Consider the following 20,164-nt stretch of genomic DNA (forward strand, 5'->3'; position numbering starts at 1 on the left):
CGCCCGCCGGGCGTGCGGGTGGTGGGGGCGGGCTGCCCGTTCTTATCTATGGCCCCGGTGAGGGGCCCGTGCGGACGCGTCCGCACGGGCCCCTCTGCCATGGGCGGCAGCCGTTGCCGTCCGCCGTTGCCGTGGTGCCGCGTTCCGCGGGCACCGCCTAAGGGGCGCCGTGACCGACCTGGACCTCACTCCCGGCCTCAGCCCCGGCCACCTCGGTGCGCCGGCCGTCGAACCGGAGGGCCGCCCGCCGGGCGCCCACCGCCGCCCCGAGCCGCCGGACCCGCACCGCTGGCGCAACGGGCTGGCCTGTCTGCTCACCGCGCTGTCGCTGATCGCCGTCCTCGGCGGGGCCGGGCTGGCCGCGTTCAGCTGGATCCAGGGACAGCGCAAGCCGCCGGCCGCCGCCGACTTCGCGGGCGCCGGGTCCGGCTCGGTGCAGGTCTCGGTGGCGGAGGGCGCCGGCCTCAGCCAGATCGCCTCCGCGCTGGTGCGCAACGGCGTGGTCGCCAGCTCGCTCGCCTTCACCCGGGCGGCGAAGGGCAGCGCGGCGGCGGCCGGGCGGATCCAGCCCGGCACGTACACGCTGAAGCAGAAGATGTCGGCGGCCGCGGCGCTCGCGGTGCTGATCGACCCGGCCAACGCCAACGGCCTGACCATCCCCGAGGGCTGGCGCGGCAGCCAGATCTACGCGGCGATCGACAAGAAGCTCCAGCTGCCCGAGGGCACCACCGAACAGGCGGCCAAGGACCAGGTCGCCGAGCTGGGCCTGCCGGAGGGCGCGGGCGGCGTCCCCGAGGGCTACCTGTTCCCCGCGACGTACAGCGTCACCGACGACACCGGCGCCGTCGACCTGCTCAAGCAGATGGTCGAGCGGGCCGGAAAGGAGTACGCCCGGGACGACGCCGAGGTGGTCGCGACCAACCTCGGGCAGAGCCTGTACGGGCTGGTGACCATCGCCAGCATGGTCCAGGGCGAGGCCGACAACACCGAGGACATGGCCAAGGTGGCGCGGGTGATCTACAACCGGCTGGCCAAGAACATGCCGCTCCAGCTGGACTCGACGATCAACTACGCGCTCGGGCGCTCCACGCTCAATACCAGCGTCACGGACACCCGGCTGGACTCGCCGTACAACACCTACAAGCACGCCGGGCTGCCGCCGACGCCGATCTCCAACCCGGGGCGGCAGGCGATCATGGCGGCGATCGACCCGGCGCAGGGCGACTGGCTCTACTTCGTCACCGTGAAGCCCGGGGACACCCGGTTCACCGACAGCTTCGAGGTGCAACAGAAGAACGTCGCGGAGTTCAACGCCAACCGGGCGGCGACGGGTGCCTCGGCGGCGGCGTCGGCCTCCGCCTCGGCCGCGGCCTCCGGGGCGGCGGCGACGCCCGCGCCGTAGGGGCGTTCGGGCCGACGGCGACCGGGCCCCTGGTCAGGGCCCGGTCCGGGCGGTGGAGCGGGCGGCGGGACGGGTCGGAGACGGACTGCGGTACGGTAGCGTCTCCGTCCAGGTGTTGCACTAGCACGCCGGTTCGACAAGCAGCCGGGGCGCCGTCCCGGGCGACCGGGCCGATCCTCCGGTCGTCTCCGTCGGTATAAGGGGATCAATGACCGATCTGGGTCGGGGCTACGGCCCCCAGGGCTCCGAGCCGTGGCATCCGGGTGACCCCGGGTACGGCGGCCAGCAGCCGGTCCCCGGCCAGCAGGACGGGCAGTGGCAGCAGCATCCCCAGCAGCACCAGCAGCAGCAGTACGGTGACGGTCAGCAGGTCGGCGGTCAGCAGGGCTATCCGCAACAGCAGCAGCAGATGGGGTACCCGCAGCAGCAGGGCATGGGTCAGCAGGGCATGGGCCAGCAGGACATGGGCCAGCAGTACCCGCAGCAGGGGTACCCGCAGGGCCAGGGCCAGCAGGGCTATCCGCAACAGCAGCAGCAGATGGGGTACCCCCAGCAGCAGGGCATGGGCCAGCAGGGCATGGGCCAGCAGTACCCGCAGCAGGGCTATCCGCAGGGTCAGCAGGGGTACCCGCAGCAGCAGATGCCGCAGGGCCAGATGCCGCAGGGCCAGGGACCTCAGCAGGGGGCCCAGCAACAGGGTGTCCAGCAGCAGGGGGCCCAGCAACAGCCCGTGCAGCAGCAGGGCGTTCAGCAGCAGCCCGGCCGGCAGCAGGGTGTGCCGCCGCAGCAGAAGCAGCCCGCGCCCGCGTCGGCCTCCGGTCCCGGTCCGGACGGCATCGACTGGGAGGCCGAGGCCGCCGCGCTGGAGGCCGGCGCCGACCCGGTCGCCGCCGAGCCCGAGCCCGCCGAGGGCGAGTGGGACGGCCACGAGGGCGAGTACGCCGAGGACGAGTACCCCGAGGACGGCCACCCCGACGAGGACGGCCAGAGCGGCTTCCTCGGCGAGGAGGACCAGTCCCGCGAGGCGAAGAAGAAGCGCAAGGAGAAGGGCAAGAAGTCGGGCCGCCGCAACGGCGGCGCCTGCCTGCTGGTCGCCCTGGTGCTGGTCGGCGCCATGGGCGGGGCCGGCTGGTGGGGCTACGGCTTCTACCAGAGCCACTTCGGCCCGCCGGAGGACTTCCCCGGCCCGGGCACCGGCTCGGTCAAGGTGGAGATCAAGTCCGGTGCGGCGGGCGCCCAGATGGGTGTGGCGCTCAAGGCGGCCGGCGTGGTCAAGAGCGTCGAGGCCTTCAGCAAGGCCTGCGACAAGAACCCCAAGTGCACCACCATCCAGCCGGGCTTCTACAACATGCCCACCCAGATGTCGGCCGAGCAGGCCGTGCAGAACCTGGTGGAGGCCAACGGCGGCGAGAAGCTGATCATCCAGGAGGGTCTGACCTCCGCCGCCACCTTCGCCAAGATCGACGACAAGCTGAAGCTGCCCAAGGGCACCACCGCCGGCGTCGCCAAGGAGCAGGTCGGCAGCCTCGGCCTGCCCGCGTACGCCAACGGCAACATCGAGGGCTTCCTCTGGCCGACCCGCTACTCGATCGTCGAGGGCATGAAGCCCGAGGACCTGCTCAAGCAGATGGTCAAGAACGCCGTCGACCGCTACGCCGGGCTGGACGCGGAGGCCTCCAAGATCGGCCTCAAGAACGGCTACGAGGTGGTCATCGAGGCGAGCATCCTGCAGGCCGAGGGCAACAACGTGGCCGACTTCGCCAAGATGGCCCGGACCATCCAGAACCGGCTGGCCGACAAGGGCAAGGTCAACGGCAAGCTCGGCATGGACACCACGCTGCAGTACGCGCTGGGCCGCAAGACGCTCGACAAGAAGGACATCAACGACGCTTCGAACAAGTACAACACCTACTACAACGCCGGTCTGCCGCCGGGCCCGATCTCCAACCCCGGGGACGACGCGCTCAAGGCGACGCTGAACCCGGCGGACGGCAAGTGGCTGTACTTCATCGCGATGTCGCCGACCCAGACCCTGTTCGCGGAGACGGACACCGAGCACGCGAAGAACGTCGAGGCGTACTGCACGGCGGCCGGTCAGAAGTTCGACGCGGCGGCCGTCCACTGCACCACCAAGTGACCGCGGCACCGTGCCGACGGCGAGCGGACCGGCCGCAGGAGGACCGAACAGCGTGACCAGCAAGCACCGGGCGGCCGTCCTCGGCTCGCCGATCGCCCACTCGCTCTCGCCGGACCTGCACCGGGCCGCCTTCGCGGCGCTCGGGCTGACCGGCTGGACGTACGAGCGCTTCGAGGTGGACGAGGCCGGGCTGCCCGGCTTCCTCGCCGGGCTCGACGAGGCCGAGTGGGCGGGCCTGTCGCTCACCATGCCGCTCAAGCGGGCGATCATCCCGCTGCTCGACGAGGTCGGCGACACCGCCCGCGCGGTCGAGGCGGTGAACACCGTGGTGTTCACCGCCGACGGGCGCCGCACCGGTCACAACACCGATGTCCCCGGCCTGGTCAACGCGCTGCGCGAGCGCGGCATCGGCGAGGTCGCCACCGCCGCGGTGCTCGGCGCCGGGGCCACCGCCGCCTCGGCGCTGGCCGCGTTGGCCCGGCTCGGCGCCCACGAGGTCACCGTCTACGTCCGCAGCCCCGAGCGGGCCCGCGAGATGGCCGTCCTCGGCGAGCGGCTCGGCGTCGCCGTGCGGACCGCCGACTGGGCGCTCGGCGCCGAGGCGCTGGCCCACCCGCTCACCGTCTCCACCACCCCGGCCGGGGCGACCGACGGCTTCGCCGACGCCCTGCCCGCCGCGCCGGGCGCGCTGTTCGACGTGCTGTACCACCCGTGGCCGACCCGGCTGGCGGCGGCCTGCGCGGACCGCGGCGCCACCGTGCTCGGCGGCCTCGACCTGCTGGTGCACCAGGCGGTGCTCCAGGACGAGCTCTTCACCGGCGGCACCCCGGGCCCGCTGGCGGCGGTCCGGGCGGCCGGGGAGGCCGCGCTGGCGACGCGCTGACCAGGGCGTACCCGGAGGATCCGGAGGCATCCAGCGGTCCGCAGGGCGGCCGATTCCTGTCCGGTGACCGGACTGCCCCGCCGGGGGGCCGTTCGGCATGAAAGGATTCGGGGAGAAGGCACGCCCGGGCCGGGTGCGGCGCTCCCGCCGCGCCGGCCCGCTGATGAAGGAGCTCCGTTGGGTACGTTGCGCTGGCTGACGGCGGGGGAGTCGCACGGCCCCGCACTCGTCGCGACGCTGGAGGGGCTGCCCGCCGGTGTACCGGTCACCACCGCCGTGGTGGCCGACGCGCTGGCGCGCCGCCGGCTCGGTTACGGTCGCGGCGCACGGATGAAGTTCGAGCAGGACGAGGTCACCTTCCTCGGCGGCGTCCGGCACGGCCTGAGCATGGGCAGCCCGGTCGCGGTCATGGTCGGCAACACCGAGTGGCCGAAGTGGGAGCAGGTCATGTCGGCCGACCCGGTCGACCCCGAGGTGCTGGCCGGTCTGGCCCGCAACGAGGCGCTGACCCGCCCCCGCCCCGGCCACGCCGACCTGGCCGGCATGCAGAAGTACTCGATCGAGGAGGCCCGCCCGATCCTGGAGCGCGCCTCCGCCCGCGAGACCGCGGCCCGGGTCGCGCTCGGCGCCGTCGCCCGCTCCTACCTCAAGGAGACCTGCGGCATCGAGATCGTCAGCCACGTGGTCGAGCTGGCCGCCGCCAAGGCCCCGGCCGGCGTGCTGCCGCTGCCCTCGGACGAGGCGCGGCTGGACGCCGACCCGGTCCGCTGCCTGGACCCCGACGCGTCGAAGGCGATGGTCGCCGAGATCGACCAGGCCCACAAGGACGGCGACACCCTCGGCGGCGTCGTCGAGGTGCTCGCCTACGGCGTCCCGGTCGGCCTCGGCTCGCACGTCCACTGGGACCGCCGGCTGGACGCGCGGCTGGCCGCCGCGCTGATGGGCATCCAGGCGATCAAGGGCGTCGAGGTCGGCGACGGCTTCGAGCTGGCCCGGGTCCCCGGCTCGCAGGCGCACGACGAGATCGTCCCGACCCCCGAGGGCGCCAAGCGCACCTCCGGCCGCTCCGGCGGCACCGAGGGCGGCCTGTCCACCGGCGAGCTGCTGCGGGTGCGCGCCGCGATGAAGCCGATCGCGACCGTCCCGCGCGCGCTGCGCACCCTGGACGTGCGCACCGGCGAGCCGGCCAAGGCGCACCACCAGCGCTCCGACGTCTGCGCCGTGCCGGCCGCCGGCATCGTCGCCGAGGCGATGGTCGCGCTGGTGCTGGCCGACGCGGTGAACGAGAAGTTCGGCGGCGACCACGTGTCGGAGACCCGCCGCAACGTGCAGAACTACCTCGACCACCTGATCGTCCGATGACCGCACCCGTGGTGGTGCTGGTCGGTCCGCCCGGCAGTGGCAAGTCCACCGTCGGGCGGGCCCTCGCCGAGCGCCTCGGCGTCGGCTTCCGGGACACCGACGCGGACATCGAGGAAGGCGCCGGCAAGCCCATCCCGGAGATCTTCATCGACGAGGGCGAGCCGCACTTCCGCGCGCTGGAGGTGGCGGCCGTGCGGGCCGCCGCCGAGACCCACGGCGGCGTGCTGGCGCTCGGCGGCGGCGCGGTGATGGCCGACGCCACCCGCGAACTGCTGCGCGGGCTGCCGGTGGTGTTCCTGGAGGTCCCGCTGGCCGACGCGGTCAAGCGGGTCGGCCTGGACGCCCCCCGCCCGCTGCTCGCGGTCAACCCGCGGGCCCGCTGGCGGGAGCTGATGGACGCCCGCCGCCCCCTCTACCTGGAGGTGGCCACCGCCGTCGTCGACACCGCGGACCGCACGCCCGAGCAGGTCGCGGACGCCGTACTGGAAGCACTGGAGCTGAAGAACCCCTCATGACTGAGACCGTCAGGATTCACGTCGGCGGCAGCGCCGGCCACGACCCGTACGACGTGCTGATCGGGCACCAGCTGCTCGGCGAGCTGGCCCCGCTGATCGGCCCCCGGGCCAAGCGGGTGGCGATCATCCACCCGGAGGCGCTCTCCGCCACCGCCGACGCCATCCGCGAGGACCTGGCCGGCGAGGGCTACGAGGCGATCGCCCTCCAGGTGCCCAACGCCGAGGAGGCGAAGAGCGTCGAGGTGGCCGCGTACTGCTGGTCGGTGCTCGGGCAGACCGGGTTCACCCGCAGCGACGTCGTGGTCGGCCTCGGCGGCGGCGCCACCACCGACCTGGCCGGCTTCGTCGCGGCCACCTGGCTGCGCGGCGTCCGCTGGGTCTCGATGCCCACCACGCTGCTCGGCATGGTCGACGCGGCGGTCGGCGGCAAGACCGGCATCAACATCGCCGAGGGCAAGAACATGGTCGGCGCCTTCCACCCGCCGGTGGGCGTGCTGGCCGACCTGGCGACCCTGGAGACGGTGCCGAAGCACGACTACGTCTCCGGCCTCGCCGAGGTCATCAAGTGCGGCTTCATCGCCGACCCGGCCATCCTCGACCTGATCGAGGCCGACCCGGAGGGCGCGAAGACCCCGGCCGGGCCGCACACCGTCGAGCTGATCCGCCGGGCCATCCAGGTCAAGGCCGACGTCGTCACCGGCGACCTCAAGGAGTCCGGCCGGCGGGAGATCCTCAACTACGGGCACACCCTCGGGCACGCCATCGAGCGCAACGAGCGCTACAAGTGGCGGCACGGCGCGGCCATCTCGATCGGCATGGTGTTCGCCGCCGAGCTCGGCCGGCTGGCCGGGCGGCTGGACGACGAGACCGCCGACCGGCACCGCACCGTGCTCGCCTCGGTCGGCCTGCCGCTCAGCTACCGCGCGGACGCCTGGCCCAAGCTGCTGGACGCCATGAAGATCGACAAGAAGTCGCGCGGCGACCTGATCCGTTTCATCGTCCTGGACGGCCTCGGCAAGACCTCCGTCCTGGAGGGCCCCGACCCGTCGCTGCTGGTCGCCGCCTACGCGGAGGTCTCCTCGTGACCCGGGTGATGGTGCTCAACGGCCCCAACCTGGGCCGGCTCGGCAGCCGCGAACCGGACGTCTACGGCGCCACCTCGTACGCCGGGCTGGTCGAGCGCTGCACCGCGCTCGGCAAGGAGCTGGGCCTGGACGTCGAGGTGCACGAGACCAACTCCGAGCAGCGGATGGTCGAGTGGCTGCACGAGGCGGCCGACGGGCGGGTGCCGGTGGTGATCAACCCGGGCGCGTTCACCCACTACTCGTACGCGATGCGGGACGCCGCCGCGCAGCGGACCGCGCCGCTGATCGAGGTGCACATCTCCAACCCGTACGCCCGGGAGACCTTCCGGCACACCTCGGTGATCGCCGCGGTCGCCTCCGGCACGATCGCCGGGTTCGGGATCGGCTCGTACGAGCTGGCGCTGCGCGCGCTCGCCGGGGAGCTCGCCGCGAGCTGACGGCGGGTCGGTGCGCGGGTCGGCCGCGGGGCGGTGACCTGGGGCGGCCCGGTGGCGGACTGTGTCCACCGCCGGGCCGCCGTGTAGTGTCCCCGCTGAAGGAATCGGGAGGTGACCGTGACGCAGTACACCGGGGGTGGACCCGTCCCCCCACGTCCCGTCGCTCCGCCGGTTCCGCCGTACCCGGGGGGAACGGTGCCGGGGGCCGTCGCTCCTGCGGTCGCGCCTGGTGTGCCCGGTGCCCCCGTGGCCTCGTCCGGGCCGCCGACCGTGCCGCTGCCGGTGATCCCCGGAGGGCCGCAGGGGCCGTCCGCTCCACCCGGCGCACCGGGGCCCGCGCACGCCCCTGCACCCGCGCCCGCTCCGGCGCACGCGCCTGTTCCCGCGCCGGTGCCCGCAGGCTCCACCGGGCACTTCCTGCTGCCGCCCGGCGCGCCCGTCCAGCTGCCCGCCCACCCGCCGCAGCAGCACGCGCCCACCGGCCCGATCGCCGTCCTGCTGATCGGCCCGGCCGGCGCCGGCAAGACCACCGTCGCCCGCTACTGGGCCGAGCGGCGCCCCACCCCGACCGCGCACATCAGCCTCGACGACGTCCGCGAGTGGGTGCAGTCCGGCTTCGCCAACCCGCAGTCCGGCTGGAACAACGCCTCCGAGGCCCAGTACCGGCTGGCCCGCCGCACCTGCGGCTTCGCCTGCCGCAACTACCTCGCCAACGGCATCTCCTGCATCATCGACGACGCCGTCTTCCCCGACCGCCCCGCCATCGGCCTCGGCGGCTGGAAGCGGCACATCGGCCCCGGCATGATCCCGGTGGTGCTGCTGCCCAGCCTGGACTCGGTGCTCAGCCGCAACGCCCGGCGCAGCGGCAACCGCCGGCTCGGCGACGAGGAGGTGGCCCGGATCCACGGCCGGATGGCCGGCTGGTACAACTCCGGGCTGCCGATCATCGACAACTCCCACCTCGACGTCGCCGCCACCGCCGCCGAACTCGACCGGCTGATCCTGGCCCGGCTGATGGGCATCCCGGTGCGCTGACCGGCCGGTCCGGTCCGTCGGTCCTGTCGGTGCGGGCTGGGATGATGGAGGGCGTGTCTGGCGGGAACTGCCAGACACGCCCAAGTCCTGAACGAATCATCGGGGGGAGCCGCGCCCGTGCCGGAAGGCCACATCATCCACCGCCTCGCCGCCGAGAACCGCCGCGCCTTCGGCGGCCGTCCGGTCGACGCCAGCAGCCCGCAGGGGCGGTTCGCCGACGGCGCCAAGCTGATCGACGGCCGGGAGCTGGTGGCGGCCGAGGCCACCGGGAAGCACCTCTTCCTGGGCTTCGGCGACGACTCCTGGGTCCACATCCACCTCGGCCTGTACGGCGGCTTCACCTTCGGCGAGCTCGCCGGCGGCCCGCCGCCGGAGCCGGTCGGCCTGGTCCGGCTGCGCCTGGCGAACGACGAGCACTACGCCGACCTGCGCGGCCCCAACACCTGCGCGCTGATCACCGGCGCCGAGAAGGCCGCCGTCGCCGCCCGGCTCGGCCCGGACCCGCTGCGCGCCGACGCCGACCCGGACGCCGCCTGGCGGCGGATATCGGGCAGCCGGACGACCGTCGCCGCCCTGCTGATGGACCAGAAGGTGCTGGCCGGCGTCGGCAACGTCTACCGCGCCGAGGTGCTGTTCCGGCACGGCATCGACCCGCACCGGGCCGGCCGCGACCTGCGCCGCGCGGAGTGGGACGCGATCTGGGCCGACCTCGTGGCCCTGATGCGCGAGGGCGTCGACGCGGGCCGGATCGACACCGTCCGCCCCGAACACACCCCCGAGGCGATGGGCCGCCCACCCCGCGTCGACGACCACGGCGGCGAGGTCTACGTCTACCGCCGCGCCGGGATGCCCTGCCTCGTCTGCACCACCGAAGTCCGCACCGAACCCCACGCCTCCCGGAACCTCTTCTGGTGCCCGTCCTGTCAGAAGCGATAGGGGCCGGCTGAACGAGCCGCGCCGCCGGAGTGCGCCCGCCCGGACGGGGGGTCAGCCGGCGGCGGCGGCGGTGGGGTGGGTGGGTTCGGGGTGGTCGGGGTGGTCGAGGGGGGTGTCGACGGCGCATTCGTCGAGGAGGGGGCGCAGGGACGCGTCCACGAGCCGGTAGCGCACGACACGTCCGTCCTTCTCGCCGAGCACCACGCCGGCCGTCCGCAGCAGCCGTAGGGCCTGGGAGACGGCGGGGTCGCGCATGCCGGTGGCCACCGCGAGGTCGGTGACGGCGAGGGGGCCGGCCCGGTGCAGGGCGAGCAGCAGGGCGAGGCGTCCGGGGTCGGCGAGCAGCGAGAACCGCTCGGCCCAGGAGCGGACGTGGCCGGTGTCGCCGATCGCGGCGATGGCCTCGCAGACCCGGTGGCCGTCGATGGTGCGGTGGCCCGCGCGGTCGGCCGGTACGAGATGCATACGGCCCATTCTTGCAGGCGGCGGGCTGTGATCCTGGACACCTGCGCAGGTGCGCAGCCTTGCATGGGTTCATTCACTGCCCCTACGGTGTTCCCCGCCGTGGTGCTCGGGAAGACCGGTGACGGACCCTCAGGGGTCCCAGTCCGGAGCGGCCCTCGCCACTGTGATCGGGGGGAGTCGTCCGTATCCACGACGCCACTGGGTGCCTCGCGCGCCCGGGAAGGCGGGTACGGGTGCCCCGTAAGCCAGGAGACCGGCCACGGCATCTCACGAAGTCTTTCCACGAGGTGCTGGAGCGTGATCCGAGGATGACCCTGCCCGATACCGCCGCCGTTCCGGCGGCGCCCACCGTCCTGCCCACCTTCCGCTGGCGGCGCGAGGACACCGTCCGCACGGCCGGGTTGATGGGCGTGATCCTGGCCATGCACGTGGTGGCGTTCGGCACGCTGATCTTCCTGGTCGCGCCGGAGAAGTACGAGGTCGGCACCCAGGTCTTCGGGGTGGGCCTGGGCATCACCGCCTACACCCTGGGCATGCGGCACGCCTTCGACGCCGACCACATCGCGGTGATCGACAACACCACCCGCAAGCTGATGGCCGACGGCAAGCGGCCGGTCTCGGTGGGCTTCTGGTTCGCGCTCGGCCACTCCTCGATGGTGGTCCTGATGGCCGCCCTGGTGGCGGGCGGCGCGCAGCTGGCGAGCACGCTGATGGACGACGAGTCCACCACCCACCAGTGGCTGGGCGTGGTCGGAACCTCGGCCTCCGGGGCCTTCCTGTACCTGATCGGCGCGCTCAACCTGGCGGCGCTGTTCGGCATCCTGAAGGTGTTCCGCTCGATGAAGGCCGGGAAGTACGACGAGGCCGAGCTGGAGGAGCACCTCAACTCGCGCGGTTTCCTGGCCCGGGTGCTGAACCGGGCGACCCGTTCGATCACCCGGCCCGGCCAGATGTTCCCGGTCGGCATGGTGCTCGGACTGGGCTTCGACACCGCGACCGAGGTCACGCTGATGGTGATGGCCGGCTCGGGCGCCGCCTCCGGCCTGCCCTGGTACGCGATCGTCTGCCTGCCACTGCTGTTCGCGGCCGGGATGAGCCTGTTCGACACGCTGGACGGCACCTTCATGAACTTCGCCTACCAGTGGGCGTTCTCCAACCCGGTGCGGAAGGTGTACTACAACCTGACCATCACCGGGCTGTCCATCGCGGTGGCGTTCATCATCGGGACCATCGAGCTGGTCGGGGTGCTGCACGAGAAGTTCGACCTCACCGACCCGGTGAGCGGCTGGATCGCGGAGATCTCGCTGGACAACGTCGGCTACGCGATCGTCGGCCTGTTCGTGGTGGTCTGGGCGGCCGCCATCGCCTACTGGCGGCTGGCCGGGGTGGAGCAGAAGTGGGCCCCGAAGCCGGTCGGACCGGCGGCCGACCCCGAGTAGCAGGCAAGGGCCCCACGTCACGCCCGCCGGAATCCCTCGGATTCCGGCGGGCGTCGCGTTTTCCCGGCCCGGGGGGCGGCCCCGGGCCGGGAGGTGGGCCGGGAAAACGTACCCGGAAATGGGAATCGTTTTCATCTGGTGTAACGTGAGCTCCGTCCTGCCCGTTCCCGCACGACCGTGGAGCCCCCATGTCCGCCCACTGCCAGCTCACCGGCCGCCGGCCCGGCTTCGGCAATGCGATCTCCCACTCGCACCGCCGCACCCCCCGCCGCTTCGACCCCAACATCCAGCGCAAGCGCTACTGGCTGCCCGGCGAGGGCCGGTACGTCCGGCTCACCCTCAGCGCCAAGGGCCTGAAGACCGTCGACCTCATCGGCATCGAGGCCGCCGTCGCCCGCATCCGCGCCCGGGGGGAGAAGGTCTGATGGCCAAGCAGAGCAAGATCGCCAAGAACGAGCGCCGCCGCGCCGTGGTCGCCCGCTACGCCGAGCGCCGCGCCGAGCTGAAGCGGACCATCGCGAGCCCCGCGAGCAGCCCGGCCGAGCGCGCCGCCGCCCAGGCCGAACTCGCCCGCCAGCCGCGCGACGCCAGCGCCACCCGGGTCCGCAACCGGGACGCCGTCGACGGCCGCCCGCGCGGCTACCTGCGCGCCTTCGGCCTCTCCCGGATCAACCTCCGCACCCACGCGCACGCCGGACAGCTGCCCGGCGTCCGCAAGGCCAGCTGGTGAGCGAGGAGGCCCCGATGACCGACACCGTCAAGCTGCCCGTCGTGGTGGTCGCCGGACTGCACGCCGCCGAACGCCGCCTCGCCGTCCAGGAACTCCTCGACACCGCCGTCGACGCCGTCGTCCTCCACCACGACCTGCGCGACGCCTCCTTCGGCACCGTCCACCGCCACCTGCGCGACGCCGAGGGCCCGTACGACCGCGAGCGGGTGCCGCTGCTCAACGACTGCCCGTGCTGCGCGCTCCGGGCGGACCTGTTGCCCAGGCTGCTCGCCATCGCCGACGAGGGCCGGTACGGACTGGCCGTCGTCGAACTCTGGGGCGGCAGCGACCCGCACCCGGCGGTGGAGGTGATCGCCGGGGGAGAGGTCGACGGCCGCCTGCTGGCCGACGCGGTCGAACTCGCCGGGATGGTCACCGCCGTCGACCCGGAACGGCTCACCGCCGAGCTGTCCGTCCCCGACGACCTGGTCGAGCACGGCGAGCACACCGCCGCCACCGACCTGCGCAGCCGGGCCGAGGCACTGGCCCACCAGATCGAGTACGCCACCACGCTCGCCGTGCCGCGCGCCACCGCGCACGCGCCGGGGCTCGCGCTGCTGCGTCAGCTCCACCCCACCGCGCGCACCGTCCGGCTCGGCACCGGCGCGCTCACCCGGGCCGCGCTCGGCGGCTTCGACGTCGCCGCGGCCCGCGACCGGGTCAACCCGGCCCTCGCCCTGCTCCCGCAGGAGCACGACGAGGCGGGCGTCACCACCCTGGTCTGGGAACGCCGCCGCCCGCTGCACCCCGGCCGGCTGCACGAGGCGCTGGAGCTCCTCGTCCCCGCCGCGCAGCGCAGCCGCGGCCGGTTCTGGCTCGCCAACCGGCCGGAGTTGATGCTGGCCTGGGACGCGGCCGGGGCCAACCTCGCCGTCGAGGAGTGCGGGCCCTGGCTGAGCGCCCTGCCCGACGCCGCCTGGGACCTCTACCCGCCCACCCGGCGGGCCGCGGCGGCGCTCGACTGGCACCCGCTGCACGGTGACCGGGTGCAGCAGCTCAGCTTCACTGCGGAGGGGCTGGACGTCGACGGCCTGACCGGGCTGCTCGACTCCTGCCTGCTCACCGACGCCGAACTCGCCGCGGGCGAACCCGGCTGGAAGGCGCTCCCGGACGCCTTCGCCGACCTGCTCGACCCCGCGCACTGATTCCCGTTCGCCCGACCCCGCCCTCCGAGAGGACTCCCGACCCGCATGCGCAAGCGCAGCAACCCGCCGAAGCCGCGGCCCAACCCGCTGATCGCGGCCGGCATCGAGTACATCGACTACAAGGACACCGACCTGCTGCGGAAGTTCATCTCCGACCGGGGCAAGATCCGCAGCCGCCGGGTCACCCGCCTCACCGTCCAGCAGCAGCGCGCCATGGCCCGGGCGATCAAGAACGCCCGCGAGATGGCCCTGCTCCCCTACGTCTCCCGGTAAGGAGCCCACGACCATGGCAGTTCCGAAGCGCAAGACCTCCCGGAGCAACACGAGGCACCGCCGGGCCCGGTGGAAGGCGGTGGCGCCGCGGCTGGTGGCGATCACGGTGGACGGGCGGGAGGTGCTCGTGCCGCAGCACCTGGTGGCCGCCTGCCGGCGGGGGTTGATCGAGCCGTAGCGGAACAGGGGAGGGGGAAGCGGGTGCCCGGGTGGGGGCGTTCGGCGGGCGGAACGGGGTGCGGGTTCGTAGGCTCGACGCATGGCTGATGCGTACGCGGGCCGGCGGGAGCGGTTGCGGGAGCACTGCAGTGCGACCGGGGCCGACGCGGCGCTGATCACCCGGGCGGCGAACGTGCGGTACCTCACCGGGTGCCCGCCGTGCGGCGCGACGCTGCTGCTCACCCGGGACCGGGTGCTGCTGGCGCTGCCGGACGACCTGCCGCCGGACGACACCGGAGAGCACCTGATAGCCCCCGACCTCACCCGGCTCCCGGTGGCGGCCGGGGCGGACACCGCCCTGGCCACCGCCGGCGCCGCGGCCGGGCTGCGGATCGCGGCCCTCGCCGTCGAGGAGCACGACCTGACCGTCACCCGGCACCGCGCGGTGGCCGGGCTGGCCGAGGGGGTGCGGCTGGCGGACCTCGGGCAGGCGGTCGAGCGGCTGCGGGTGGTGAAGGACGAGCACGAGATCGCCGACCTGCGGATCGCCGCCGAGATCGCCGATCAGGCGCTCGGCGAACTGCTGGAGTCGATCCTGGTCGGCCGGACCGAACGGCACCTGGCGATGGAGCTGGAGCGCCGGATGATCGACCACGGCGCGGACCGGGCGGCGTTCCCGGTCTCGGTCGGCACCGGCAGCCACTCCGGCCAGCCCGCGCACCAGCCCACCGACCGGCGGGTGGAGGAGGGCGACTTCCTGACCGTGGTGCTCGGCGCCCAGTACCGCGGGTACGGGGTGTCGACCGCCCGGACCTTCGTGATCGGGGCGGCCCCCGCGCCCTGGCAGGTCGAGCTGCACCGGCTGGTGTTCCGCGCCCAGCGGGCCGGGCGGGAGGCGCTCGGCCCGGGCGTCGAGCAGTACGTGCCCGACCAGGCCGCGCGCGAGATCCTCCAGGCCGCCGGGCACACCGAGAGTTCTCCGCACCCGATCGGCCACGGCATCGGGCTGGAGATTCGGGAGGCGCCGCGCCTCGGTCCGTCGGACATGGGTAAACTGGACAGCCGCGTGCCGGTCACCGTCGGTCCTGGGGTCCACCTCCCGGGCCGGGGCGGGGTCCGGATCGAGGACACGCTCGTCGTGCGCCCCCTTGAAGAGGGCGGGCCCGAGCTGCTCACCATCACCACCAAGGAGCTCCTCGCGCTGTGACGCTACCGCGCCGCAGGACGCGTTCCTTGGTTCCTTGACAGCTATATCCAGGAGTTAGTGCGCCCGTGGCTTCCACGAACGATCTCAAGAACGGCATGGTTCTCAAGCTGGACGGCGGGAAGCTCTGGTCCGTCGTCGAGTTCCAGCACGTCAAGCCCGGCAAGGGCCCGGCCTTCGTGCGCACCAAGCTCAAGGAGGTCCTGACGGGCAAGGTCGTCGACAAGACCTTCAACGCGGGCACCAAGGTCGAGACCGCCAACGTCGACAAGCGCGGCATGCAGTTCTCGTACAAGGACGGCGAGAACTTCGTGTTCATGGACATGGACACCTACGACCAGCTCACCATCGAGCCGGCCGTCGTCGGTGACGCCGCCAAGTACCTGCTGGAGGGCTTCGAGGCCCTGGTCGCCACCAACGAGGGCGCGGTGCTCTACATCGAGCTCCCGACCTCCGTCGAGCTGGAGATCGCCGAGACCGAGCCGGGCGTCCAGGGCGACCGCTCGACCGGTGGCACCAAGCCGGCGACGCTGGAGACCGGCGCCGAGATCCAGGTGCCGCTGTTCGTCACCACCGGCGAGAAGGTCAAGGTCGACACCCGCGACGGCAGCTACCTCGGCCGGGTGAAGTAAGTCCGTGTCGTCCGCACGTACCAAGGCCCGCACGCGAGCCTTCCAGATCCTGTTCGAGGCTGATCACCGCGGGGTCGACCCGCTGACGGTCCTCGCCGACTGGGTGGCCCGGGCCCGGGAGCCGAAGCCGGACGAGGGCACCCCGCAGGTGGCCGAGTACACCATGGAGCTGGTCGAGGGCGTCGTCCAGCACGTCCGCCGGATCGACGAGCTGATCTCGCAGTACGCGGTCGGCTGGACGCTCGACCGGATGCCGATCGTGGACCGCAACGTCCTGCGGCTCGGCGCGTACGAGCTGATCTGGGAGGACGGCGTCCCGGACGCCGTCGTCGTGGACGAGGCCGTGGAGATCGCCAAGGAGTTCTCCACGGACGACTCGCCGGCGTTCGTCAACGGCCTGCTGGCCCGCTTCATGGAGCTGAAGCCCGGCATCCGCCGCTGATCAGCCCCTCCGCCGCACACCGACGGCCGTCGGACCGGGAACGGTCCGACGGCCGTCGTGCGTTTCACCCGGGCGGCGTATGGTGGTCCCCTACTCGCCAGTAACCTGGTGCGCCGACGGCCCACGCCCGTCGGCGACCCCGCAGCGAAGGGCAGGCCACCCCCCATGACCACGGCGATCCGCAGCGAGTTCGACCAGGGCATCGCGCTCACCCCGCACCCGGCGGAGCCCGGCCGCTACGACGGCGAGCTCGGCGCCGGCTGGCAGATCGGCGGCGGCGTCAACGGCGGGCTGCTGCTCGCGGTCGCCGGCCACGCGCTCTCCCTGGCGCACGCCACCCGGGCGGAGAGCGCCGAGCACGCCGACCCGGTCTCGATCAGCGGCTACTACCTCTCCGCCGCCGTCCCCGGCCCGGCCACCGTCCGCACCGAGGTGATCCGCACCGGCCGCTCGCTCTCCACCGGCACCGCCTCGCTCAGCCAGGACGGCGTGGAGCGGCTGCGGGTGGTCGCCACCCACGGCGACCTGGCCACCCACGACGGCGAGGTGCGCACCAGCGCGGTGCCGCCGCAGCTGCCGCCGCCGGACCAGTGCATCGGCGTCGAGCACGCGCCCAAGGAGCTGATCGCGCAGGCCGCCCTGCTGGAGCGGTTCGACCTCCGGCTCGACCCCGCCACCATCGGCTGGGCGCTCGGCCAGCCGTCCGGCACCGGCCGGATCCAGGGCTGGTTCCGGCTCGCCGACGGCCGCCAGCCGGACCCGCTGCTGCTCCTGCTGGTCGCCGACGCGTTGCCGCCGGTCACCTTCGACCTCGGGATGCCGGGCTGGGCGCCGACCGTCGAGCTGACCGTGCACCTGCGGGCCAAGCCCGCGCCGGGCTGGCTGCGGGTGGTGCACGCCACCCGGAACCTGGCCGGCGGCTACTTCGAGGAGGACGCCGAGGTCTGGGACGAGACCGGCCGGCTGGTCGCCCAGTCCCGCCAGCTCGCGCGGGTGCCGCGCCAGGCGTGAGGCCGCGTCGTCGCCCGCTCGCCTCCGGGCGCTCTTGACCCGGCGCTCGGGGCGGGTGCGGCGTGGGTGCGGGGCGTGACGGTCCATCAGGTGCGCCGGGCGCGCGCGGAGCGGCCGCACAACCGTGCGTGACTCCAAACACCCGATTCACCCTCGGTTACATTCCTGTGACACGTCGTACGTGTGCGCCACGCGGGGCGGGGGAGGACAACGGTCGGCGGCACTCCCGCCGTCGACCCGTCCGCCCCCGCCCGAGGAGCCCCGATGAGCCGCAACGGCCGCGCCCGCCGCACCCCCGACTGCACCGCCGCGGGCCCCCGCCCCCGGGGCCGTTCGCGAGCGGGAGCCGACCGGGCCGAGCGCGTGGAGCGCGCCGAGGGCTGCGAGCGGCAGCGGGCCGAGGGCGCCGGCCAGGCCTTCGTGATCGGCGTGCTGACCGACGCCGCGGACTTCGAGCGGGCCCGCGCCTGGCGCCTCTCCGACGCGCCCGACTTCGAGCACTACCTGCGCGAGACGGCCGAGCTGCTCGCCGACGCCCGGGACCGCTTCGACACCGTCCGGGCCCGGATGTTCCATCCGCAGGACTTCGCCGAGTTCTGCCTGCTGCACGGCCTCGACCCGGCCGAACCGGCCGCCCGGGACCGCTACCTGGTCAACCCGCCGCTGCAGACCCAGCTGCTCGCCTACCAGGGCGAGGAGCTGGCCGGCGACTTCGTCCCCCGGCTGGTCCGGGCCCGGGAGAACGGCCTGACCCTGCGCCACGCCGACCTGCTGCTCGACGGCGGGCTGTACGGGGAGCGGGACGAGGCCGTGCGGGCCGCCTACGAGCGCGGCGCCGAGGTGTTCCGCCGGATGCTGCTGGGGGCCGGGTGCGGGGCCTACGAGCTGCGCCTGGCGGTGGACGCGCCCGGCGGGCGGCTGGCCGCGGCGGCCCGGGTGCTCCAGTGGGAGGACGGGGTGGTCCGGATCAACGACGAGGACCTCGAACTGCTCTGCGCGGTGTTCTGCGCCGGGCTGGCCCGGGAGCTGCCCGGGCTGGCCGTGCTGCACGGCGCGCAGGGCTCGGCGGCGGCCTGCGGGGAGTACCGGCCGACGGCCTGGGCCTGGGCCAGCGAGGGCCGGGTGTGGGCGCCGGCCGCCGGTCCGGTCCGGCTGGACGGGGTGGCGGCCGAGCCGGGCTACCGGCTGGAGACGGTCTGCTGAGGCCGCCCCGCCGAAGCGCGGTACGCCGGACGCGCCACGGCGCGGCACCCCCGGAGGGGAGGCCGCGCCGTGACGTTTCTGCTGCCCACTGCTGTGGGGTCCTGCTCGTTCGTGCCAGTACCAGTGCGTCGGTACTCAGTGGCCCCCGCCGAGGGGAGCCGGTGCGGCGAGCCTCAGCTCGCCTCCTCCTCGCGCACCGCGCGGCGCGCGTCGGGGTTGAGCACGCCCCAGGAGATCAGCTGCTCGGTGAGGATCGACGGCGACTGGTCGTAGATCACGGCCAGGGTGCGCAGGTCGTCCTGGCGGATCGACAGCACCTTGCCGTTGTAGTCGCCGCGCTGGCTCTGGATGGTCGCCGCGTAGCGCTGCAGCGGGCCGGCCTTCTCGGACGGGACCTGAGTCAGTCTCTCCAGGTCCAGGACCAGGCGCGGCGGCGGCTCGGCCGCGCCGCCCGGCGTGCCGCCGGGCAGCAGCTCCTGCACCGGGACCCCGTAGAACTCGGCCAGTTCGGCCAGCCGCTGCACGGTGACCGCACGGTCGCCACGCTCGTACGAGCCGACGACGACTGCCTTCCAGCGCCCCTGGGACTTCTCCTCGACACCGTGCAGGGAGAGCCCCTGCTGAGTGCGGATGGCTCGGAGCTTGCCTCCGAGCTGCTTCGCGTAGTCGCTGGACATTGATCTCCCCGGACGAGATTGCTTCGCGTTCAGTGGTGGGTCACGGGCGATAGGCCGACGTCGTTACCGGTGGGTTCGACGTCCGTCTCGTAACTCACTGTGAGGTTACGTAGAGTGAGGTAGCTGCGTCAAGCCGAATGGGGCAGTCGTGCGAATGGGCCGCATCAGCGGTGCGTCCGGCGCATGAACCCGGGGAAGCGGAATGATGGCCGTCGGTTGGCTGAAAACCGCGCTGATAGGATGGCCGGAGCCCGCGCCGAGTCGGCGGGGGCATCCCAGACATCCTTTAAGGCCCGTCCCGTGAGGCGGGGAAGGAGGTCCGCTTCGGCATGACCGCACACCAGGAAACCGCTCCGCGACCGCCGCACCAGGTGCTGGACGGCACGGACATCGCCCGGGTCGTCACCCGGATAGCGCACGAGATCGTCGAGCGCGCCAAGGGCGCCGAGGACGTCGTGCTGCTCGGCATCCACACCAGGGGCGTCCACCTCGCCCGGCGCCTGCACGCCAGGCTCGCCCAGATCACCGGGCAGGAGATCCCGCTCGGCACCCTGGACATCACCATGTACCGGGACGATCTGCGGCTGAAGCCCGCCCGCGCGCTGGAGCACACCGAGATCCCGCCCGGCGGCATCGACGGCCGGCTGGTGATCCTCGTCGACGACGTGCTCTTCTCCGGCCGCACCATCCGGGCCGCTCTCGACGCGCTCAACGACATCGGGCGCCCGCGCGCCGTGCAGCTCGCCGTCCTGGTCGACCGGGGCCACCGCGAGCTGCCGATCCGCGCCGACTACGTGGGCAAGAACCTCCCCACCTCGCTGCGCGAGGCCGTCCAGGTCCGCCTCGCCGACCGCGACGGCGTGGACGCCGTCCTCGTCGGCGACCGCGACTTCGCGGCCCGCTCCTCGCAGGCCCTGGCCTCCCAGCCGTCCGTACCGCACCTCCCGGAGTAA

24 protein-coding genes and 1 riboswitch are annotated in these 20,164 nt (G+C 73.5%); of the genes, 21 read left to right on the forward strand and 3 right to left on the reverse strand.

What is annotated here, in order from left to right:
- The first annotated feature begins 169 nt into the window (after positions 1 to 169).
- The gene (mltG, locus tag AB0N76_RS30540; RefSeq protein WP_363562609.1) at positions 170 to 1,402 is read left to right on the forward strand and encodes an endolytic transglycosylase MltG; all 1,233 of its coding nucleotides are present in this window, start codon (positions 170 to 172) and stop codon (positions 1,400 to 1,402) included.
- A 205-nt stretch (positions 1,403 to 1,607) separates the two neighbouring features.
- Here mltG (AB0N76_RS30540) and AB0N76_RS30545 read toward each other — a convergent pair whose 3' ends face one another.
- Positions 1,608 to 2,126: a hypothetical protein gene (locus AB0N76_RS30545; RefSeq protein WP_363562611.1), complete on the reverse strand. Its 519-nt coding sequence runs from the start codon at positions 2,124 to 2,126 to the stop codon at positions 1,608 to 1,610.
- A 6-nt stretch (positions 2,127 to 2,132) separates the two neighbouring features.
- Between AB0N76_RS30545 and mltG (AB0N76_RS30550) the strand changes: the two genes are divergently transcribed.
- The 8 genes from mltG (AB0N76_RS30550) (at position 2,133) to AB0N76_RS30585 (ending at position 9,792) form a co-directional block, all read left to right on the forward strand.
- On the forward strand, positions 2,133 to 3,539 hold the full coding sequence (mltG, locus tag AB0N76_RS30550; RefSeq protein WP_363562613.1) for an endolytic transglycosylase MltG: 1,407 nt from the start codon (positions 2,133 to 2,135) through the stop codon (positions 3,537 to 3,539).
- 52 nt (positions 3,540 to 3,591) lie between these two features.
- Positions 3,592 to 4,422: a shikimate dehydrogenase gene (locus tag AB0N76_RS30555; protein ID WP_363562615.1), complete on the forward strand. Its 831-nt coding sequence runs from the start codon at positions 3,592 to 3,594 to the stop codon at positions 4,420 to 4,422.
- Between the two features lie 177 nt (positions 4,423 to 4,599).
- Entirely contained in the window at positions 4,600 to 5,784 is a 1,185-nt protein-coding gene (gene aroC, locus AB0N76_RS30560; RefSeq protein ID WP_363562617.1) for a chorismate synthase, read from the forward strand.
- Positions 5,781 to 6,299 carry a shikimate kinase gene (locus AB0N76_RS30565; RefSeq protein ID WP_363562619.1) on the forward strand — a complete coding sequence of 173 codons (519 nt, stop codon included), beginning with the start codon at positions 5,781 to 5,783 and terminating at the stop codon, positions 6,297 to 6,299. The genes aroC and AB0N76_RS30565 overlap by 4 nt, the downstream gene beginning before the upstream one ends.
- A complete protein-coding gene (gene aroB, locus AB0N76_RS30570) occupies positions 6,296 to 7,384 on the forward strand; it encodes a 3-dehydroquinate synthase (protein WP_363562621.1) in 1,089 nt (362 codons plus the stop codon). The genes AB0N76_RS30565 and aroB overlap by 4 nt, the downstream gene beginning before the upstream one ends.
- An 8-nt stretch (positions 7,385 to 7,392) precedes the next feature.
- A complete protein-coding gene (gene aroQ / locus AB0N76_RS30575; protein ID WP_363562673.1) occupies positions 7,393 to 7,821 on the forward strand; it encodes a type II 3-dehydroquinate dehydratase in 429 nt (142 codons plus the stop codon).
- Between the two features lie 111 nt (positions 7,822 to 7,932).
- Positions 7,933 to 8,856 carry an AAA family ATPase gene (locus AB0N76_RS30580; RefSeq protein WP_363562623.1) on the forward strand — a complete coding sequence of 308 codons (924 nt, stop codon included), beginning with the start codon at positions 7,933 to 7,935 and terminating at the stop codon, positions 8,854 to 8,856.
- 117 nt (positions 8,857 to 8,973) lie between these two features.
- Positions 8,974 to 9,792: a DNA-formamidopyrimidine glycosylase family protein gene (locus AB0N76_RS30585; protein WP_363562625.1), complete on the forward strand. Its 819-nt coding sequence runs from the start codon at positions 8,974 to 8,976 to the stop codon at positions 9,790 to 9,792.
- Positions 9,793 to 9,843: 51 nt separating this feature from the next.
- Here the strand turns inward: AB0N76_RS30585 and AB0N76_RS30590 are convergent, their stop codons facing one another.
- Entirely contained in the window at positions 9,844 to 10,257 is a 414-nt protein-coding gene (locus tag AB0N76_RS30590; RefSeq protein WP_363562627.1) for a metalloregulator ArsR/SmtB family transcription factor, read from the reverse strand.
- Between the two features lie 68 nt (positions 10,258 to 10,325).
- Positions 10,326 to 10,534, forward strand: a riboswitch (cobalamin riboswitch).
- 31 nt (positions 10,535 to 10,565) lie between these two features.
- On the opposite strand from AB0N76_RS30590, the gene AB0N76_RS30595 reads away from it, so the two are divergent.
- The 11 genes from AB0N76_RS30595 (at position 10,566) to AB0N76_RS30645 (ending at position 18,534) form a co-directional block, all read left to right on the forward strand.
- Complete coding sequence (locus tag AB0N76_RS30595; RefSeq protein ID WP_363562629.1) at positions 10,566 to 11,696, forward strand: HoxN/HupN/NixA family nickel/cobalt transporter; 1,131 nt, start codon at positions 10,566 to 10,568, stop codon at positions 11,694 to 11,696.
- A gap of 188 nt (positions 11,697 to 11,884) precedes the next feature.
- Complete coding sequence (gene rpmB / locus AB0N76_RS30600) at positions 11,885 to 12,121, forward strand: 50S ribosomal protein L28 (protein WP_363562631.1); 237 nt, start codon at positions 11,885 to 11,887, stop codon at positions 12,119 to 12,121.
- Positions 12,121 to 12,426 carry a 30S ribosomal protein S14 gene (gene rpsN / locus AB0N76_RS30605; RefSeq protein ID WP_363562633.1) on the forward strand — a complete coding sequence of 102 codons (306 nt, stop codon included), beginning with the start codon at positions 12,121 to 12,123 and terminating at the stop codon, positions 12,424 to 12,426. Before rpmB ends, rpsN begins: the two co-directional genes overlap by 1 nt.
- A 14-nt stretch (positions 12,427 to 12,440) precedes the next feature.
- On the forward strand, positions 12,441 to 13,610 hold the full coding sequence (locus tag AB0N76_RS30610; RefSeq protein ID WP_363562635.1) for a GTP-binding protein: 1,170 nt from the start codon (positions 12,441 to 12,443) through the stop codon (positions 13,608 to 13,610).
- A 45-nt stretch (positions 13,611 to 13,655) separates the two neighbouring features.
- Complete coding sequence (gene rpsR, locus AB0N76_RS30615; RefSeq protein WP_363562637.1) at positions 13,656 to 13,883, forward strand: 30S ribosomal protein S18; 228 nt, start codon at positions 13,656 to 13,658, stop codon at positions 13,881 to 13,883.
- A 13-nt stretch (positions 13,884 to 13,896) separates the two neighbouring features.
- On the forward strand, positions 13,897 to 14,061 hold the full coding sequence (gene rpmF, locus AB0N76_RS30620; RefSeq protein ID WP_363562639.1) for a 50S ribosomal protein L32: 165 nt from the start codon (positions 13,897 to 13,899) through the stop codon (positions 14,059 to 14,061).
- Positions 14,062 to 14,142: 81 nt separating this feature from the next.
- Complete coding sequence (locus AB0N76_RS30625; RefSeq protein ID WP_363562641.1) at positions 14,143 to 15,249, forward strand: aminopeptidase P family protein; 1,107 nt, start codon at positions 14,143 to 14,145, stop codon at positions 15,247 to 15,249.
- Between the two features lie 65 nt (positions 15,250 to 15,314).
- Positions 15,315 to 15,878 carry an elongation factor P gene (gene efp, locus AB0N76_RS30630; protein ID WP_363562643.1) on the forward strand — a complete coding sequence of 188 codons (564 nt, stop codon included), beginning with the start codon at positions 15,315 to 15,317 and terminating at the stop codon, positions 15,876 to 15,878.
- 4 nt (positions 15,879 to 15,882) lie between these two features.
- Complete coding sequence (gene nusB / locus AB0N76_RS30635) at positions 15,883 to 16,320, forward strand: transcription antitermination factor NusB (RefSeq protein WP_363562645.1); 438 nt, start codon at positions 15,883 to 15,885, stop codon at positions 16,318 to 16,320.
- A gap of 165 nt (positions 16,321 to 16,485) precedes the next feature.
- Positions 16,486 to 17,331: a thioesterase family protein gene (locus AB0N76_RS30640; RefSeq protein ID WP_363562647.1), complete on the forward strand. Its 846-nt coding sequence runs from the start codon at positions 16,486 to 16,488 to the stop codon at positions 17,329 to 17,331.
- Between the two features lie 264 nt (positions 17,332 to 17,595).
- Positions 17,596 to 18,534 carry a hypothetical protein gene (locus AB0N76_RS30645; RefSeq protein ID WP_363562649.1) on the forward strand — a complete coding sequence of 313 codons (939 nt, stop codon included), beginning with the start codon at positions 17,596 to 17,598 and terminating at the stop codon, positions 18,532 to 18,534.
- Positions 18,535 to 18,707: 173 nt separating this feature from the next.
- On the opposite strand, the gene AB0N76_RS30650 is transcribed toward AB0N76_RS30645, so the two are convergent.
- Positions 18,708 to 19,211, reverse strand: coding sequence for a transcriptional regulator (locus tag AB0N76_RS30650; protein WP_031072501.1), 504 nt, complete (start codon positions 19,209 to 19,211; stop codon positions 18,708 to 18,710).
- Between the two features lie 329 nt (positions 19,212 to 19,540).
- Between AB0N76_RS30650 and pyrR the strand changes: the two genes are divergently transcribed.
- Positions 19,541 to 20,164 carry a bifunctional pyr operon transcriptional regulator/uracil phosphoribosyltransferase PyrR gene (pyrR, locus tag AB0N76_RS30655; protein ID WP_363562651.1) on the forward strand — a complete coding sequence of 208 codons (624 nt, stop codon included), beginning with the start codon at positions 19,541 to 19,543 and terminating at the stop codon, positions 20,162 to 20,164.

Source organism: Kitasatospora sp. NPDC093806 (assembly GCF_040683335.1).
Classification (GTDB): domain Bacteria; phylum Actinomycetota; class Actinomycetes; order Streptomycetales; family Streptomycetaceae; genus Kitasatospora.

Bases quoted from the DNA above. Each gene is read 5' to 3' on its own strand.
- AB0N76_RS30565 (WP_363562619.1), top strand. From the start codon at position 5,781: ATGACCGCACCCGTGGTGGTGCTGGTCGGTCCGCCCGGCAGTGGCAAG.
- aroB (WP_363562621.1), top strand. From the start codon at position 6,296: ATGACTGAGACCGTCAGGATTCACGTCGGCGGCAGCGCCGGCCACGAC.
- aroQ (WP_363562673.1), top strand. From the start codon at position 7,393: ATGGTGCTCAACGGCCCCAACCTGGGCCGGCTCGGCAGCCGCGAACCG.
- AB0N76_RS30590 (WP_363562627.1), bottom strand. From the start codon at position 10,257: ATGCATCTCGTACCGGCCGACCGCGCGGGCCACCGCACCATCGACGGC.
- AB0N76_RS30595 (WP_363562629.1), top strand. From the start codon at position 10,566: ATGACCCTGCCCGATACCGCCGCCGTTCCGGCGGCGCCCACCGTCCTG.
- rpmB (WP_363562631.1), top strand. From the start codon at position 11,885: ATGTCCGCCCACTGCCAGCTCACCGGCCGCCGGCCCGGCTTCGGCAAT.
- rpsN (WP_363562633.1), top strand. From the start codon at position 12,121: ATGGCCAAGCAGAGCAAGATCGCCAAGAACGAGCGCCGCCGCGCCGTG.
- AB0N76_RS30610 (WP_363562635.1), top strand. From the start codon at position 12,441: ATGACCGACACCGTCAAGCTGCCCGTCGTGGTGGTCGCCGGACTGCAC.
- rpsR (WP_363562637.1), top strand. From the start codon at position 13,656: ATGCGCAAGCGCAGCAACCCGCCGAAGCCGCGGCCCAACCCGCTGATC.
- rpmF (WP_363562639.1), top strand. From the start codon at position 13,897: ATGGCAGTTCCGAAGCGCAAGACCTCCCGGAGCAACACGAGGCACCGC.
- AB0N76_RS30625 (WP_363562641.1), top strand. From the start codon at position 14,143: ATGGCTGATGCGTACGCGGGCCGGCGGGAGCGGTTGCGGGAGCACTGC.
- AB0N76_RS30640 (WP_363562647.1), top strand. From the start codon at position 16,486: ATGACCACGGCGATCCGCAGCGAGTTCGACCAGGGCATCGCGCTCACC.
- AB0N76_RS30645 (WP_363562649.1), top strand. From the start codon at position 17,596: ATGAGCCGCAACGGCCGCGCCCGCCGCACCCCCGACTGCACCGCCGCG.
- AB0N76_RS30650 (WP_031072501.1), bottom strand. From the start codon at position 19,211: ATGTCCAGCGACTACGCGAAGCAGCTCGGAGGCAAGCTCCGAGCCATC.
- pyrR (WP_363562651.1), top strand. From the start codon at position 19,541: ATGACCGCACACCAGGAAACCGCTCCGCGACCGCCGCACCAGGTGCTG.